We start from the raw sequence: 16,411 nt of genomic DNA on the forward strand, positions 1-16,411 counted from the left end.
CGTACCTCCCCCTCGAGCCTCGTGGTCCGAGCCTAATCCGCCGTTCGTCGAACGGGAGAGCGGGACCTACGCAGCGTAGTAGGTCAGTCGGTCATCGCCTTGGCGATCGTGATCATCCGCGTCACCCACCCCTTGGAGTCCGACCCCCACAGGGCGTTCACGATCACCCGGACGAAGGTCCATGCGGCGGCGCGGTCCTCGTCCAGACCGGCCGCCTCGCAGACGACTCCCAGGCGCAGCCGAAGGTGTGACCGGACGTGGTGCGCGGCTGCCGTGACGTCGTCGCGGTTCCAGAGCACCGGCGCCACGGCGAATTCCCATTCGCCGGCAAGCGCCTTCGGGTCGATGGCCAGCCAAGAGGTCCGCCCCGCAGCAAGGACATTCATGAAGTGCAGGTCCTGGTGGATCAGCGAGGCGTCGACATCGTCGTGCTGCAGATCGCGCACCATGGATGCGGCCTGCTCGGTGAAGCGTCGTGGAACGGCTGCAGACCCGTTGCTGCACAACGTGATCCATTGACTGCTCAGGTCGCTGAGTGTGATGAGCTGTGGGAGAGCGGGCCGGTCCAGTCGACGCATCAGGTCGCCGATGACCTCGCATCCCTCGAGCACCGGGACGCTGGTGAGGTCGGTGGGGTCGAGGCGTTCCAACTGCATGGCCCATCGCCGCGGATCGGCGCGCAGCAGCCGCACCGCACCGTCGCCGTCCCAGGCCCGCAGCGCCAGATGTTCGGTAGACGCTTCGAGGTGGGGCCAAGTCACTTTGAGTACGGACTGTTCGCCGGCGCCCGCAACGGGAAGGACGAGTGCGCACTCACCGAACATCGGTTCGCCGTCCACCGTCAGCTGCCAGTCGTCGAGCAGGCGGTCGAGCGTCGCGGGCAGGGTGCGCAACCAGGCATCGCCGCCGACGTACGGCTGCGGTTCACGTCCGGCGATCGAAGAAGCGAAGGCTTCCGGGATCAGACTCATTTCAGCCCGAGGAAGGTGGTCGGCGCCGTGCCCCAGGTCCAGGCTGCGGCCGCCAGGTCGCCCCACAGCTCCAGCGTGCGCCGTGCCCCGCCAGGGTCGCGCTCCTCACCGCTGACGCTCGCCGCCGCGACGACGCACGATCCCAGCAGGTGGGCCATCGTCGTCCGGGCGCGGGTCGGGTCGTCCGAGCCCGCGGGCAGCGCGTAACTCAGCTGCTCGGCGGGTGCTCGTGACCCTGCCTCGGAGCCCAGCCGCATCCGCTCGGCGTACAGGAAGGAAAGGAGACCGGCCAGATCGCCGCGCTGCTTCACCTGGGTCTTGGCGATGAGCACCTCGGCGGCGTAGGTGGCTGTGCGCACCGGTCCGAGCACCGTGGCGGCGGACTTGGCGGACAAGCCGGTGATCGCGGGCGAGTCGACCGCTCCGAGCAGACGCGCCCCCGTGCGGTGCCCGGCCAGCACCGCCAGGAGTACCGGCCGGTGCTGCGCGCTCGCACGGATCACCGCGCCGAAGCGTCCGGGCTTGATCTCGTCCGCCTCCAGCACTCCGGCGGGGTGGACGGTGATCGTCGAACTGCTCGTGGTCGCCGAACCGGGGGAGGATGTGGGCGCGGGGCGGGTGGTCACCGGCGTCATCGTCGAACTGTCCGTGGTGGTGATACCGGTCGAGGAAGCGACGGGTGATGGTTCGACGGTGATCCCGGCAGACGCCGCGATGCGGGTGAGCTCGTCGGCCTGCTTGCTGTGCAGCGCAGCCAGACGACCGGTCCACGGGGCAGGTTCCTGACCGGACAGCGCGCGGCTGAGCGCGCGCAGACGGGCGATGGTCTCCTGCATGACCGCGATGTCGGCGGGTGGGGTCGCCGTCGGTACTCCGGGGATCTGCGGGGCGTCCCGCTCGAGACGGACGCCGCACGCCGCCAAGGGAAGGGCAGTGGTCGCGAGGAGCACGGAGCGCCGCGTGGCAAAGACGGTCCGCGAGTCCTCACCTGAGGCTGCGGCACCGGACATGCGCGCCAGTGTCGCACGGCTCGGCTGTGCGCCGTCGCATGCTCGCAGCCGGGGGCGTCTCGCCGTCCGAGATCCCGGCATGCATCATTTGAAGTTTGGGGTCACCAAATGGGAAGTTATGGAACGTGACAGTCGTGACGACGAAGAACGAGGGGCAGTGGGCGCTCGACCAGCGCGAGCCGCTGAACCACAACGAGCAGTTCAAGGCGCAGGACGACGGCCTGAACGTGCGTCGCCGGATCGAGGAGGTCTACTCCAAGCAGGGGTTCGCCTCGATCCATCCCGACGATCTGCGTGGCCGGATGCGTTGGTGGGGGCTGTACACCCAGCGCCGCCAGGGGATCTCCGGCGGCCGGACGGCGTCGATGGAGCCGGAGGAACTCGACGACGAGTTCTTCATGCTTCGGATCCGCTGCGACGGCGGAGCGCTCAGCACCGAGCAGTTGCGGGTGATCGCGCAGATCTCGACCGAGTTCGGCCGGGATACGGCCGACATCACCGATCGACAGAACATCCAGTTGCACTGGGTGCGGGTCGAGGACGTCCCGGAGATCTGGCGGCGCCTCGAAGCCGTCGGGCTCTCGACCACCGAGGCGTGCGGCGACTGCCCGCGTGTGGTGCTCGGTTCGCCCGTGGCCGGTGTCAGCTCGGCAGAGGTGCTGGATGCAACGCCTGCGATCGACGAGATCAGCCGCCGCTACATCGGTGACCCGACCGTCAGCAACCTGCCGCGCAAGTTCAAGACCGCCATCTCGTGGCTGCCCGACACCGCGCCGGAGATCAACGATGTCTCGTTCGTCGGCGTCGTCCACCCCGAACTCGGTCCTGGCTTCGACCTCCTCGTCGGTGGCGGCCTGTCGACCAACCCCAAGCTGGCGGTCCGCCTCGGCGCCTTCGTCACCCTCGAACAGGTGCCGGACGTCTGGTACGGCGTCGTGCAGTTGTTCCGCGATTACGGCTACCGGCGTCTGCGTCACCGTGCTCGCATCAAGTTCCTGGTCTCCGACTGGGGACCGGAGAAGTTCCGTGACGTGCTGCAGCGGGAGTTTCTCGGATTCGACCTGCCGGACGGTCCGCCGGCGCCGGTCGACGAGACCCCGCTGGATCACATCGGCATCCACAAGCAGGTCGACGGCAACGCCTACATCGGCTTCGCGCCGGTCGTCGGACGCGTGTCCGGCACGATCCTGTCGCAGGTCGCCGACGCCGCCGAGCGGGCCGGCAGTGGACGCGTCCGGCTCACTCCGCACCAGAAACTCCTGGTGCTCGACGTGCCGCCTGAGCAGATCCAGCCGCTCGTGGCCGAGATGAAGACCGTCGGCCTGGAGGCGAATCCGTCGCGCTGGCGTCGTTCGACGATGGCGTGCACCGGTCTGGAGTTCTGCAAGCTGGCGATCGTCGACACCAAGCAGCGCGCGATCGACCTCGTCGCGGAACTGGATGCGCGCCTGGAGCACCTCGACCTCGACGTGCCGATCGCGATCCACCTCAACGGCTGTCCGAACTCGTGCGCCCGCATCCAGACCGCCGACATCGGTCTGAAGGGGCAGATCGTCACCACCGCCGACGGAGAACAGGTCGAGGGATTCCAGGTGCACCTCGGTGGAGGGCTCGGCCTCGACGCCGGCTTCGGCCGCAAGCTGCGCGCACACAAGGTGACTTCCGCCGAACTCGGCGACTACGTCGAGCGCCTTGCCACCAACTTCGCGCAGCAGCGCACCGACGGCGAGCGGTTCGCGGAATGGGTCGGCCGGGCCGACGAGGAGCACCTGCGATGAGTGACCTCTCGGCGCTCGCAGAAACCGCGTCCCGCGAGCTTGCCGACGCCCCGGCGCAGGAGATCCTGCGCTGGGCGGGTGAGCGGTTCGGGGACGACCTGGTGGTCGCCGCTTCGATGCAGGACACCGTGCTGGTGCACCTCGCCTCGAAGGCCGTCCCCGGCATCCAGGTCGTCTTCCTCGACACCGGCTATCACTTCGCCGAGACGATCGAGACCCGCGACCGCGTCGCCCGCGAGTACGACGTCCGGCTGATCGATGCCAAGCCGCGCCAGACCGTCGCCGAGCAGGACGCCGAGTACGGCCCGCGGTTGCACGACAGCGACCCCGACCTGTGCTGCGCGTTACGAAAGACACATCCGCTCGACGAGGCGCTCGACGGGAAGGCCGCCTGGGCGACAGGTCTGCGGCGCGCGGAGTCGCCGTCGCGGGCCGGGACGCCGGTCGTCTCCTACGACGATCGCCGTGAGCTGCTCAAGCTCGCGCCGCTCGCCGCGTGGACCGACGAGGACGTGGAGCGGTACGTCGCCGAGCACGACGTGATCATGAATCCGCTTCTGTCCCAGGGATTTCCGTCGATCGGCTGCGCGCCGTGCACGCGCAAGGTGCTTGCCGGCGAGGACGCCCGCGCCGGACGCTGGTCCGGCACCGGGAAGACCGAGTGCGGGATCCACACGTCGCAGGAGACGCTCCGGGCACGCTGACCGTGTGCCTGGACGAGTCGGGGTCGAAGACGACCGGCTCGCCGGTCGGACAACCCCGCTTTCGATTGGTGCAGCGGCAGCCGTCCTGATTAGAGTGGTTGATCCCACTCGAGAACACAGGAGTCAGGCGATGAGCACCAGCCCGACGGATCGGCACCAGCAGATCCTTGCCGACCTGACCTGCGCGTTGGCCCCCCTGGGCGCACGCGTCGAGGACCTCACCGTCACCCCCGCCGGCAAGCGCCGCGTCGTCCGCGTGCTCGTCGACCGCGACCTGTCCGATCTCGACCCCGCAGACGACACCTCAGCCATCGAGCCGCTCGATCTCGACACCGTCGGTGAACTCACCCGCGTCATCAGCGACCGTCTCGACGAGACCGACGCGATGGGCGAACAGCCCTACGTACTCGAGGTCTCCTCGCCCGGAATCGACCGCCCGCTCACCGAGCCGCGGCACTACCGGCGCAACGTCGGCCGGCTGATCACGGTCGCCCGCACCGAGGGTGGCGAACTCACCGGACGCGTGATGCGCGCCGGTGCCGACGATTTCGACCTGTTGGTCCAACCCGCCAAGGGCGAACCTGCGCTGACGACGCTGGCCTACGCAGACACGACGAAGAGCAAGGTGAACGTGGAGTTCAACCGGGCCGAGGAAGGAGAGCTCTGATGGACATCGACATGGCTGCACTGCGCGCGCTCGAACGGGAGCGCGAGATCCCGATGGATGTCATCGTGCCTGCGATCGAGCAGGCGCTGCTCACCGCCTACCACCGCGTGGAGGGATCCCTGCGGCACGCCCGCGTCGAACTCGACCGCAAGAGCGGCCATGTCGTTGTGTGGGCCCGTGAGGACGGCGAGATCGACGACGAAGGCGTCCGCAGCGACCCCGGCCCGGAGTTCGACGACACCCCCGACAACTTCGGACGCGTCGCCGCGGCGACCGCCCGACAGGTCATCGTCCAGCGCATGCGTGACGTCGAGGACGAGGCGATCCTCGGCGACTTCAAGGGCCGCGAGGGCGACATCGTCGCCGGCATCATCCAACAGTCCAGTGACCCGCGCACCGTCCGTGTTGACTTCGGCACGGTCGAGGGATTCCTGCCGTCCGCCGAGCAGGTGCCGGGCGAGACCTACAAGCACGGTGAGCGGCTGCGCTGCTATGTCGTGAGCGTCAAGCGCGGACCGAAGGGCCCGCAGATCGGTCTGTCGCGCACCCACCCCAACCTGGTGCGCAAGCTGTTCGCGCTCGAGGTGCCCGAGATCGCCGACGGCACCGTGCAGATCGCGGCTCTTGCCCGCGAGGCCGGCCACCGCACCAAACTCGCGGTGCACTCCAAGACTCCCGGCGTGAACGCGAAGGGTGCCTGCATCGGCCCGATGGGCTCGCGGGTGCGGGCCGTCATGACCGAACTGCACGGCGAGAAGATCGACATCGTCGACTACTCCGAGGACCCGGCCGAGTTCGTTGCCGCTGCGCTGTCGCCCTCGCGGGTCTCCGCAGTGGAGATCACCGACCGGGCCGGCAAGGCTGCGCGCGTCATCGTGCCCGACTACCAGCTTTCGCTGGCGATCGGCAAGGAGGGTCAGAACGCCCGACTCGCGGCCAAACTGACCGGCTGGCGCATCGACATCCGTCCCGACACGGCGCCCGGTGGACCGGCTGTTGCGTCCGGTTCGCCGACCGCCGCCGGACCCGCCGGCAACGGCGGGGAGTGAACGCTGCGCTAGACTTGCTCGCGGACGGTTCGCCAGAACGTGGCCACAAACCTGCACACACCGGTCTGCGGACGTGTGTCGGCTGCCGGCAGCGGGACGAACGGTCCGAGTTGGTACACCTCGTCGCGATCGCCGATCGTGAGCGGCCGTCTCGGTGGCAGGTCATGGTCGACGAGCGAGGCCGGTTGCCCGGCAGGGGAGCCTGGTTGCATCCGCGAGTCGCATGTGTCGAACGGGCTTTGGCCCGTCAGGCACTCGGACGCGCGTTGCGAGTACCGGCGCAGGTGGACACCACACCCGTCCAGGAGTGGTGGGCCATGCACGACGCCGCTGCATCGACCGATGCCGCGGACAAGGAAGAGAACCGAAAGCGGGTTTGACGCTGATGAGCACCCGATGAGTACTCAGCGATGAGCAACACCCTCTGATTGACGGTTCGCTCGCGATTCTTTCGCGCTCGGACCGTCGCAATCCATAAAGGAGAAGCGTGGCAAAGGTCCGAGTTCACGAGCTCGCAAAAGAGCTCGGGATCGAGAGCAAAGAACTTCTTGCGTACCTGAAGGAGCAGGGAGAGTTCGTCAAGACGGCGAGCTCCACCATCGAGGCTCCGGTCGTCCGCAAGATCAAGGAGAACCCGCCGCCCTCGGCGGGTAAGGCCGAGGAGAAGGCCGACAAGCCGGCCGCGAAGTCGGCTGCGCCGAAGCCCGGCGCAAAGAAGGCTGCGCCGTCCCCGTCCAGCACATCGAGCACCCCGTCGAGCACCTCCGCTCGTCCGGGTCCGTCACCGGCCAAGCCCGCTGCAGAGCCGCAGGCTCCGGCCGCGGCTGCCACGCCCGCAGCCGCGCCCGCAGCCGCGCCCGAGGTGAAGGCCGCCCCGAAGCCGACGACCGAATCGGCACCCGCTGCCGAGTCCGCGCCGGCCGCGCAGCCCGCCGCCCCGGCGGCTCGCGAGACGTCGAACCGTCCGGGTCCGGCAGCACCGAAGCCCGGTGCTCGTCCGGCACCGGCTGCTCCGGCCGCTCGTGAAGAGCGTCCGGCGCGTGATCAGGGTCGCGATCAAGGTCGCGATCAAGGTCGTGGTGACTCGCGTCCGGGTCGTCCCGGTGGAGCCGGCGCGTCCGGTGGTGGCCGCCCCGGCGCACCGCGTCCGGGCAACAACCCGTTCAGTTCCAGCCAGGGCATGCGCTCGGGTCAGCCGGCGCGTCCGGGCAACAACCCGTTCGCTCCCAGCCAGGGCATGCCCCGTCCGGCCTCGGCTCGCGGCGCCGGTGGCGCAGCGGGTCCGCGTCCGGCAGGTCCGCGTCCCGGTGGTGCTCCCGCCGGTGGCGCCCCGCGCCCGGGTGGATCCCGTCCCAGCCCCGGCATGATGCCGGAGCGCTCCTCGATCGGTCGTCCCGGTGACCGTCCCACGCGTGGTGGGGGCCCCGGTCGTCCCGGTGGCGGCCCCGGCGGTGCGCCCGGTCGTCCGGGCGGCGGCGGTTTCGCCGGTCGTCCCGGTGGCGGCGGCAACCGTCCCGGTGGTCGTGGTGGCACGCAGGGTGCGTTCGGACGAGGCGGCGGAAAGGTCCGCGGTCGCAAGTCCAAGCGCGCGAAGCGTCAGGAATTCGAGCAGATGCAGGCTCCGTCGATCGGTGGCGTCAGCGTTCCCCGTGGCGACGGCAAGACCGTCGTGCGGGTGCGTCGCGGTTCGTCGCTGACCGACTTCGCCGACCGCATCGACGCGAACCCCGCGTCGTTGGTGACCGTGCTGATCCACCTCGGTGAGATGGCCACGGCGACCCAGTCGCTCGACGAGGACACCTTCAAGCTGCTCGGTGCCGAGCTGGGCTACGACGTCCAGGTCGTCTCGCCGGAGGACGAGGAGAAGGAGCTGTTCGGCGCCTTCAACATCGACCTCGAGGCAGAGGCCGATGCCGAGTCCGACGAGGACCTGCAGGCCCGTCCGCCGGTCGTGACCGTCATGGGTCACGTCGACCACGGTAAGACGCGACTGCTGGACGCCATCCGTAACGCCGACGTCCAGGCGTCGGAGGCCGGTGGCATCACCCAGCACATCGGTGCCTACCAGGTGCACAAGGAGCACGAGGGCAACGACCGGCCGATCACCTTCATCGACACCCCGGGTCACGAGGCGTTCACCGCCATGCGTGCACGTGGTGCGAAGGTCACCGACGTCGCGATCCTCGTGGTCGCGGCCGACGACGGTGTCATGCCGCAGACGGTCGAGGCCTTGAATCACGCGCAGGCGGCCGATGTGCCGATCGTCGTCGCGGTCAACAAGATCGACGTCGACGGTGCGAACCCGGCCAAGGTGCGTCAGCAGCTGACCGAGTACAACCTGATCGCGGAGGAGTACGGCGGCGACACCATGTTCGTCGACGTGTCGGCTCGCCAGGGTCAGAACATCGACGAGCTGCTCGAGGCCGTCCTGCTCACCGCAGACGCCGCCCTCGACCTGCGCGCCAACCCGGACAAGGACGCTCGCGGCGTCGCGATCGAGGCCAACCTCGACCGTGGACGCGGTGCGATCGCCACCGTCCTGGTGCAGTCGGGCACGCTGCGTGTCGGTGACGCGATCGTCGCCGGAACGGCCCACGGCCGCGTCCGCGCGATGCTCGACGAGCACGGCAACAACGTGTACGAGGCGACCCCGTCCCGTCCGGTCCAGGTGACCGGTCTGGCCTCGGTGCCGCGTGCAGGTGACACGTTCATCGTGGCTCCGGACGACCGCACTGCTCGCCAGATCGCCGAGAAGCGTGAAGCTGCCGACCGTCAGGCCAGCCTGGCCAAGGCGCGCAAGCGGATCAGCCTGGAGGACCTCAACGAGCACCTCGCCGCCGGCAAGGTCGAGACCCTCAACCTCATCCTCAAGGGTGACGTGTCGGGTTCGGTCGAAGCGCTCGAGGACGCCCTTATGCAGATCGATGTGGGCGAAGAGGTCGACCTGCGCATCATCGACCGCGGCGTCGGCTCGATCACGATGAACAACATCAACCTCGCGGTGGCCTCCAACGCGGTGATCATCGGCTTCAACGTGCGAGCCGAGGGTCAGAACGCGGAGTACGCCGACAAGGAAGGTGTGGAGATCCGGTACTACTCGGTGATCTACAGCGCCATCGAGGAGATCGAGGCGGCCCTGAAGGGCATGCTCAAGCCGGAGTACGAGGAGGTCGAGCTCGGTACCGCGGAGATCCGCGAGATCTTCCGCTCGTCCAAGTTCGGCAACATCGCCGGCTCGATCGTCCGCTCGGGTGAGATCAGGCGTGGTACCAAGGCGCGCATCACCCGCGACGGCGTCGTCGTGGCCGAGAACGTCGAGATCGCCGGTCTGCGCCGGTTCAAGGACGACGTCACCGAGGTCCGTGAGGGCTTCGAGTGCGGTATCAACCTCGGGTCGTACAACGACCTGCAGTTGGGCGATCTCATCGCGACGTACGAGATGCGGGAGAAGCCGCGGGCCTGATCCCGCTGCTCTTCATGGAGCCCCCGGTGCGAGTTCGCTCGCACCGGGGGCTTCCTGCGTCCCTGATCGCGTCCTGGCAGGAACAGGGAGGGACTTTCCCCGCGAGAAGGGAAAGTTCGCTGCCGGTGGGACAAACGCCTCCCCGAAATGGCGGCGCCGTCCGCCCGGTAGCGTGACCGGTCGTGAGTGAGTACCTGGTGCTGGTCGCACCGTCGAGCAATCGTGTCTATGCGGACGCTGCCCCGCGCCTGGCCGCGGCCGAGATCGAGACCGTGCTGGCGGCCTTCGGATCGACGCCCGACGTCGCGCCGATCGAATTGGCGGGGGTCGATTACCTGACCATTTCCGCCTCCGGTGACGAGGTCGTGCCGGCTCTGTCGAACCTCTCGGCGACGTTCGCGCTGTTCGAGCGCGAGGGTGAGTTGCTGCGGCCGATTCCGTTGCAGCGCAGGCAGTTCTACCCCAGCGATCTGGTGACGATTCAGAAGTACCAGGGGAAGACCAACGAACAGTGGACGCGGTTGCTGCTCAACGTCACTGCGGCTGCGACCAAGCGTCCGAGCAAGTGGCTGGAGGGCGGCCTGGACGTCATGGACCCGATGTGCGGACGCGGGACGACCCTCAACATCGCTCTGCTGGCGGGGTACAGCGTCACCGGCGTCGACGTCGACCGCAAGGACTACGACACCTACGCCGCGTTCCTGAAGACGTGGGTGCAGGCGCACCGGCTCAAACACACGATGGACCGGGGCGCGAGCACGACCGGCGGACGGGCACGCGGTCGCGAGTTCACTCTCGAGGTGGCACCGACCAAGGACGCGTTCAAAACCGGTGACACGCAGACGGTGCGCTATCTGTCGACCGACACCACCGACCTCGGTGGCCTCGTCCGTGCGGCGAGCATCGACGTCATCGTCACCGACACCCCGTACGGCGTGCAGCACGGATCACACGGAGACCGTCTCTCGCGCCGTCCGCTCGAACTGCTCGACCGTGCGATGCCCGCATGGATCCGGACGCTGCGCACCGGAGGAGCGGTCGGTCTGTCCTACAACCGACACGTGGCTCCCGCCGAGGACCTGGCGCTGATGTTGGAACAACACGGTCTCATCGTGGTCACCGACTGGCGGGACAGCTCTTTCCGCCACCGGGTCGACGCCTCCATCGACCGCGACCTCATCGTCGCTCGCAAGGAACCCTGACAACACGGGCCACGCCCTCACGCCGGTCGAGTAGTGAGGCAGGGTTACCGACCGAGCGCGATCGAGACCACGTGAGGTCCCGTGAGCGCAGCCAACTGGGTTGCCGCTCAGCGATGTTCACGCGGTCCCGATCGCGGAGATGCTCAGCGAATGACTCAGACGGTCGGCGTCCAGCTGGACTGCGCCGTCCCCGAGGGCGACGTTGTGGACGAGCCTGCCGAGGAGTCGCCCGCCTGACCCTGCCCGGTCGGGGGAGCCGGACGCTCACCACGCGGGCCGCCCTTACCGGGGCCGCCGGTGCGTTCGGTGATCGTCTTGAGGTCCTTGCTCACCTCGTACATGACCCTGTCGCCGGACTTGGTGGCCAGCACGTCGTACGAGCCGTCCTCGTCCTGCAACACCTTCTCGATCGTCGCGCCTGGATACTTCGCGGTCACCGCGTTCTTCACGCTGGTCGCGGCCGTGCCGGTCACCTCCGTGTGCTTGTGCATCCCGCGAGCGTCCTTCCCCGCACGCGGACCGCAATCCTTGGTCGCATCCTTCGTCGCGTCGTCACCGGAGCTCTTGTTCGAGTCAGCGGACGAGGAGCTCGACGAGCTCGACGAGCTCGGTGAACTGGTCGCGCTCGGCGAGGTGGTGTCGGCGAGCGAGGTCGCGGCCGCGCCCACGCCGAGACCTGCTGCCGCCGCGAGTCCGGCAGTCGCGAGGATCTTCATGGTTGCCATGTCATGCCTTCCTGAGTCGGAACCGACACCGTCCGGTGTCGTCCTGAAGCAGATTCGGGCCGGTGGCTGTCAGGAGGCTGTCGGGATGCCCTCGCAATGCTGGGACTTCGTCGCAGCACGCACCCGCCGACGACGATGGCCGACGTCGTTGGCGGTAGGTTTGCACGCATGGCTGACCCCGCACGCGCACGAAAGATCGCCGAACGCATCAAGTCCTTGGTGGCCGAGTACCTCGAGTTCCGGCTGAAGGACGAGCGCCTCGGATTCATCACCGTCACCGACGTCCGGGTCACCGGCGACCTGCAGCACGCGTCGGTGTTCTACACGATCTTCGGGGACGACAAGGCGCGCGCCGACACCGAGGCGGCGCTCGCCGACAACCGCGGCCGGATCCGCTCGCACGTCGGCAAGGGCCTCGGCATCCGGCTCACCCCGTCGCTGGAGTTCATTCCCGACGCGATCCCCGAAGGTGCAGCGAACATCGAGGCAGCTCTCGCCGCCGCGCGGGAACGCGACGCCGAACTGCAGCGCAATGCCGGTGCCCAGTACGCCGGCGACGCCGACCCGTACCGCAAGCCTGCGGCGGACGACGCCGGTGACGAGTGACCGACGAGTGACCGACGACGGACTCCTGCTGGTCGACAAGCCGGCCGGCTGGACCAGTCACGACGTCGTGGCCCGCACCCGTCGCCTCGTCGGCACCCGCCGGGTCGGGCATGCAGGCACGCTCGACCCGATGGCCACCGGACTGCTGGTGCTCGGTGTCAATCGGGCGACCAAGTTGCTGACCTTCCTGGTCGGGTGCGACAAGACGTACACCGCGACGATCAGACTGGGTCAGGCGACGGTCACCGATGACGCCGAGGGCGACATCACCGCCACAGTTGCGACGGCGCAGCTCGACGCCGGCGCCGTCTCGGACGCGGTCGCACGGCTGACCGGGTCGATACAGCAGGTACCCAGTTCGGTGAGCGCGATCAAGGTCGACGGGAAGCGGGCGTACGCGAAGGTGCGCCGAGGCGACGAGGTGAAGCTCGCGGCTCGGCCGGTGACGGTGAGCACCTTCGAGATCAGGTCGAGCACCCCACGTCCGGAGATCGGGGACGGAGCCCTTGACCTTGAAGTGGAGGTCGAGGTCTCGTCGGGCACCTACGTCCGTGCGCTCGCCCGGGATCTGGGCGATCTGCTCGGAGTCGGTGGGCACCTCATCGCGCTGCGCCGCACACGCGTCGGGCGGTACACGATCGACGGCGTACCGACGATGGACGAGCTCAACAAGGCCCATCACGCCGATGAACCGCTGAACATCCTGCCCATGGCGCAGGCGGCGCGCGAGCAGTTCCCGGTGCGCGAACTCGACGAGGCGCAGGCACGCGCGTTGCGATACGGACAGAAGCTCGCTTCGTCAGGACCGCGGATCGACGTGGTGGCAGCCATCGGCCCGGACGAGGATCTCGTGGCGATCCTCGACCAGACCGGGGAGCGTGCTGTGTCGAAGGTGGTCTTCCCGGCCGGCTGAGGTCGGTGAGTCAGCGGCGACGGAAGACGTTGACCTGTCCGGCGCTGCGGACCAGCGGGGTGTCGTACTGACCGACCAGTTCGAGCCCATGGCGGTCGAACATGTCGATGATGTCGGCGGACTTGACCGGGTCCAGGGCGCCCCAGTCGCCTGCCTGTGCTGCCTTCGGCTTGCCCTCTCGCGAGTTGAGCGACACGGCGTACGTGATGCCCTTGTCGCAGACCTGCCCGATGTAGTGGTCGACGACGGGCGGCTCCATCTCCTGGAAGGAGAAGGAGTTGACGAACACGTCGAACTGGGCGTCGAGGTCCTCGATGCGGAAGTTGGGCAACACGCCACATTCGGGCACGGAAATCGGACCGCGTGCGGCTGTCTGCGGGTCGTAGACGGTGACCGAATCGGCGCCGAAGAGTTCGGTCAGGTAGTAGGAGGCCACGGTCAGCAGCGGCGGGATGTCGAGGTCGACGTACCGTGCTTGCGGATCGCGCGTGCGCACGATCTCGCCGAGAACGCCGAAACCGCCGCCGATCTCCAGGAAGCTGGTCGGTGGACGATCGACGTGCCGCGAAAGCGCCGCCAGCAGCAGCAGGTAGTTGGCGTACGCCCTGCCGAACTGGGCACTTCCTCCGGGGACACCCCCGAATGCCTGCCAAGGGGATCCGACCTTGCTCTCGCCGTGCCCGCCGATGTCGAACGGCCACCGGTGCTGGTCCCAGGCCATCATGGCCACGTCGAAGTCGCGCCGTGCCTCGAACCATCCGTTCAGTGAGTTGTAGAAGTATCCCTGGTCGGCGCGCGGGTTGACCTGCTTCGCGCTCTGCAGCGCTTTGGCCAACGTCGCCTCGGTCCAGCCGTTGCCGTACATCGGGTAGAACCAGATCGGGGCACTCGGCCACGATTTGAACTTCTCCAGACCGATCGTCTCCATCTCGGACAGCAGGCGATCCACGCCGGGTCCCCAGAAGTTCGTCGGACGATACGTCTCGTCCGTCGTGCGGAGTTCGTCGAGCGATCGGCGCGTCAGCTCGGCCCAGCCAGTCATCCCTACCTCCATCACCTGCGTCCACCGGTGTTCCGGGTCGTTCGAATAGTGGCACGAGGCGGAACGCCGTCGGATGAGCACGCGCACTACAGTTGCCGCCGTGCTTGTGATCACCCGCGTCGAGGACGTGCCGGCCGACCTCGGACCCACCGTCGTGACGATGGGCAACTTCGACGGCGTGCACCGCGGGCACCAAGCACTGCTGGAACGAGTCTGTGGCCTCGCCGGTGAACGAGACGCGACCCCGGTCGCAGTGACCTTCGATCCGCATCCGATTGCCGTCCTGCGTCCGGACGAGGCCCCCGAGGCATTGGCCGGGCTCGAGGCGCGGATGAGCCGCCTGGCCGACGCCGGTGTGGCCGCGACCTTGGTCCTGGAGTTCACCACCGAACTGGCTGCGATGACTCCCGAGGACTTCGTCCGTGCCGTCTTCGTCGAAGCACTGAATGTCCGGGTCGTGGTGTGCGGCAAAGACACTCGCTTCGGTGTGCGCAACTCCGGTGATGTCTCGACGCTGCGCGATCTGGGCGACGAGCACGGCTTCGAGGTCGTCGTGCTGGACGACGTGGGCACCGGGCGGCGCTACTCCTCGACGTGCGTCCGCGAAGCGCTGCGGGAGGGTGATGTCACCGCCGCCGCCGACATCCTCGGTCGCCCGCACACAGTGACCGGCATGGTCGTGCACGGTTTCGAACGTGGCCGTGAACTCGGCTTTCCCACGGCGAACCTCGCCCAGAACAGCACCGGCATGGTGCCCGCCGACGGCGTCTATGCCGGTTATCTGGTACGTCCGTCGCTGGCGCCGATCCACCCCGATCACCGCCTCCCCGCGGCGATCTCGGTCGGCACCAACCCGACCTTCGAGGGCACTCAGCGCACCGTGGAGGCATACGTGCTCGACCGCACCGACCTCGACCTTTACGACGAGGTCGTCACGGTGGAGTTCGTGCAGCGGTTGCGTGGCAACGTGAAATTCGAGGGCATCGAACCACTCATCGAGCAGATGACCCGCGACGTCGACGAGGCCCGCAGGCTCTGCCCGGCCCTGAGCGACTGACGACGGACCTCCCGATGACGACGCAGGGCGGTCTCGGCGCCGTCTGGCCGAAGACCGCCGACACGCGTCAGTTGTCCTGGACACGCAGCGACTGGGGTCTGCTGCTGTCCGCGGCAGCTCTCTGCGCGATCGGCGCGCTCCTGGTGTACTCCGCCACGCGGAACGTGGAAGGCGCCGGATCTCTGGTGCGGCATCTGTTCAACACCGTCGTCGGTGTCACCCTGGCGGTGGTGGTGATGCGAACCGACTTCCGGGCGATCCGCGCATTGGCGCCGTGGGTCTACCTGGGCGCGATCGTGGGTCTGGTGCTCGTACTGAGTCCGTTGGGTTCGACCATCAACGGGTCCCGGTCCTGGATCCAGGTGCCCGGCTTCTCGATCCAGCCCGCCGAACTGGCGAAGGTCGCCCTATGTGTGGGTCTGGCGATGATCCTGGCCGAGCGGGGAGAACGTGGCGCGCCGCCTCCGCGGCGCGATGTGTGGCTCGCCGGGGGAGTGGCCGCCCTGCCGATCCTGCTCGTGCTCGCCCAACCCGACCTCGGCTCGGCCCTGGTCCTGGTGATGCTCAGCGTCTGCGTACTCGCGGTGTCGGGGGCCTCGCGGTGGTGGCTGGCCACGATCTTCACCGCAATGGCGTGCGCGGCGGTGATCGCCGTGACCACAAACGTGCTCGACCCGTACCAACGAGCCCGCCTGACCGCGTTCGCGGATCCTGACGGCGACCCGACCGGCATCGGCTACCAGGTGCAGCAGGTGAAGATCGCGATCGGATCGGGCGGCTGGACCGGCGAAGGACTCTTCCAGGGACGCCAGACGCAGGGCGGTTTCATCCCCTTCCAGCAGACCGACTTCGTCTTCTCCGTGGCAGGCGAGGAACTCGGCTTCGTCGGCGCAGCGATCGTGATCGCGTTGCTGGGAACGATCCTGGTGCGCGCAGTCCTGATCGCCCGCCGCGCGCAGGACTCCTTCGGACGCCTGGTCGCGGTCGGTGTCGTCGGTTGGTTCCTGTTCCAGGTGCTGGAGAACATCGGGATGAACCTCGGGCTCATGCCCGTCACCGGACTTCCGCTGCCGTTCGTCTCCTACGGCGGGTCGAGCATGTTCGCCTGTTGGGTGGCGATCGGGCTGCTGGAGAACGTCCATCTGGTGAGCCTGCGGCGTCTGTATTGAGCAAGAGAGACCGGTTTGTTGCCGGGAACGCCTGACGATCTTGTGACCCGTAAGT

At 68.1% G+C, this 16,411-nt stretch carries 15 protein-coding genes; 11 read left to right on the plus strand and 4 right to left on the minus strand.

Annotated features, from left to right (window positions below; genetic code table 11):
- Positions 1 to 83 precede the first annotated feature (83 nt).
- Both EU513_RS09185 and EU513_RS09190 read right to left on the minus strand, forming a co-directional pair.
- Positions 84 to 971 carry an aminoglycoside phosphotransferase family protein gene (locus tag EU513_RS09185; protein ID WP_129625599.1) on the minus strand — a complete coding sequence of 296 codons (888 nt, stop codon included), beginning with the start codon at positions 969 to 971 and terminating at the stop codon, positions 84 to 86.
- Positions 968 to 1,981 (minus strand): hypothetical protein, encoded by a 1,014-nt coding sequence (locus tag EU513_RS09190; protein WP_129625600.1) that lies wholly within the window; start codon positions 1,979 to 1,981, stop codon positions 968 to 970. Before EU513_RS09190 ends, EU513_RS09185 begins: the two co-directional genes overlap by 4 nt.
- Before the next feature lie 134 nt (positions 1,982 to 2,115).
- On the opposite strand from EU513_RS09190, the gene EU513_RS09195 reads away from it, so the two are divergent.
- The 7 genes from EU513_RS09195 to EU513_RS09225 all read left to right on the plus strand — a co-directional run bounded on the left by EU513_RS09195 (position 2,116) and on the right by EU513_RS09225 (position 10,844).
- Positions 2,116 to 3,759: a nitrite/sulfite reductase gene (locus EU513_RS09195; RefSeq protein WP_240795992.1), complete on the plus strand. Its 1,644-nt coding sequence runs from the start codon at positions 2,116 to 2,118 to the stop codon at positions 3,757 to 3,759.
- Complete coding sequence (locus tag EU513_RS09200; protein WP_129625602.1) at positions 3,756 to 4,463, plus strand: phosphoadenylyl-sulfate reductase; 708 nt, start codon at positions 3,756 to 3,758, stop codon at positions 4,461 to 4,463. The genes EU513_RS09195 and EU513_RS09200 overlap by 4 nt, the downstream gene beginning before the upstream one ends.
- A 130-nt stretch (positions 4,464 to 4,593) precedes the next feature.
- Positions 4,594 to 5,130: a ribosome maturation factor RimP gene (rimP, locus tag EU513_RS09205; protein ID WP_129625603.1), complete on the plus strand. Its 537-nt coding sequence runs from the start codon at positions 4,594 to 4,596 to the stop codon at positions 5,128 to 5,130.
- Positions 5,130 to 6,179, plus strand: coding sequence for a transcription termination factor NusA (gene nusA / locus EU513_RS09210; RefSeq protein ID WP_129625604.1), 1,050 nt, complete (start codon positions 5,130 to 5,132; stop codon positions 6,177 to 6,179). Before rimP ends, nusA begins: the two co-directional genes overlap by 1 nt.
- A complete protein-coding gene (locus EU513_RS09215; RefSeq protein WP_205744728.1) occupies positions 6,176 to 6,559 on the plus strand; it encodes a YlxR family protein in 384 nt (127 codons plus the stop codon). Before nusA ends, EU513_RS09215 begins: the two co-directional genes overlap by 4 nt.
- 107 nt (positions 6,560 to 6,666) lie before the next feature.
- Positions 6,667 to 9,642, plus strand: a complete 2,976-nt coding sequence (gene infB, locus EU513_RS09220) for a translation initiation factor IF-2 (RefSeq protein WP_129625605.1) — start codon at positions 6,667 to 6,669, stop codon at positions 9,640 to 9,642.
- Positions 9,643 to 9,824: 182 nt separating this feature from the next.
- Positions 9,825 to 10,844, plus strand: a complete 1,020-nt coding sequence (locus tag EU513_RS09225; RefSeq protein ID WP_129625606.1) for a TRM11 family methyltransferase — start codon at positions 9,825 to 9,827, stop codon at positions 10,842 to 10,844.
- Positions 10,845 to 10,999: 155 nt separating this feature from the next.
- On the opposite strand, the gene EU513_RS09230 is transcribed toward EU513_RS09225, so the two are convergent.
- Positions 11,000 to 11,569: a hypothetical protein gene (locus tag EU513_RS09230; RefSeq protein ID WP_129625607.1), complete on the minus strand. Its 570-nt coding sequence runs from the start codon at positions 11,567 to 11,569 to the stop codon at positions 11,000 to 11,002.
- A gap of 168 nt (positions 11,570 to 11,737) precedes the next feature.
- Here EU513_RS09230 and rbfA point away from each other — a divergent pair, with 168 nt between their 5' ends.
- Together rbfA and truB are read left to right on the plus strand one after the other, a co-directional pair.
- Positions 11,738 to 12,175: a 30S ribosome-binding factor RbfA gene (rbfA, locus tag EU513_RS09235; protein ID WP_129625608.1), complete on the plus strand. Its 438-nt coding sequence runs from the start codon at positions 11,738 to 11,740 to the stop codon at positions 12,173 to 12,175.
- A gap of 7 nt (positions 12,176 to 12,182) precedes the next feature.
- The gene (gene truB, locus EU513_RS09240) at positions 12,183 to 13,088 is read left to right on the plus strand and encodes a tRNA pseudouridine(55) synthase TruB (protein WP_240795993.1); all 906 of its coding nucleotides are present in this window, start codon (positions 12,183 to 12,185) and stop codon (positions 13,086 to 13,088) included.
- Positions 13,089 to 13,098: 10 nt separating this feature from the next.
- Here the strand turns inward: truB and EU513_RS09245 are convergent, their stop codons facing one another.
- Positions 13,099 to 14,130, minus strand: a complete 1,032-nt coding sequence (locus EU513_RS09245) for a putative sugar O-methyltransferase (protein WP_168990225.1) — start codon at positions 14,128 to 14,130, stop codon at positions 13,099 to 13,101.
- Positions 14,131 to 14,230: 100 nt separating this feature from the next.
- On the opposite strand from EU513_RS09245, the gene EU513_RS09250 reads away from it, so the two are divergent.
- Together EU513_RS09250 and rodA are read left to right on the plus strand one after the other, a co-directional pair.
- Positions 14,231 to 15,187 (plus strand): bifunctional riboflavin kinase/FAD synthetase, encoded by a 957-nt coding sequence (locus EU513_RS09250; protein WP_240795994.1) that lies wholly within the window; start codon positions 14,231 to 14,233, stop codon positions 15,185 to 15,187.
- Positions 15,188 to 15,201: 14 nt separating this feature from the next.
- Complete coding sequence (gene rodA, locus EU513_RS09255; protein WP_129625612.1) at positions 15,202 to 16,356, plus strand: rod shape-determining protein RodA; 1,155 nt, start codon at positions 15,202 to 15,204, stop codon at positions 16,354 to 16,356.
- Positions 16,357 to 16,411 lie beyond the last annotated feature (55 nt).

Origin of the sequence: Yimella sp. RIT 621, from assembly GCF_004146205.1 — a bacterium.
Taxonomy (GTDB): Bacteria; Actinomycetota; Actinomycetes; order Actinomycetales; family Dermatophilaceae; genus Yimella; species Yimella lutea.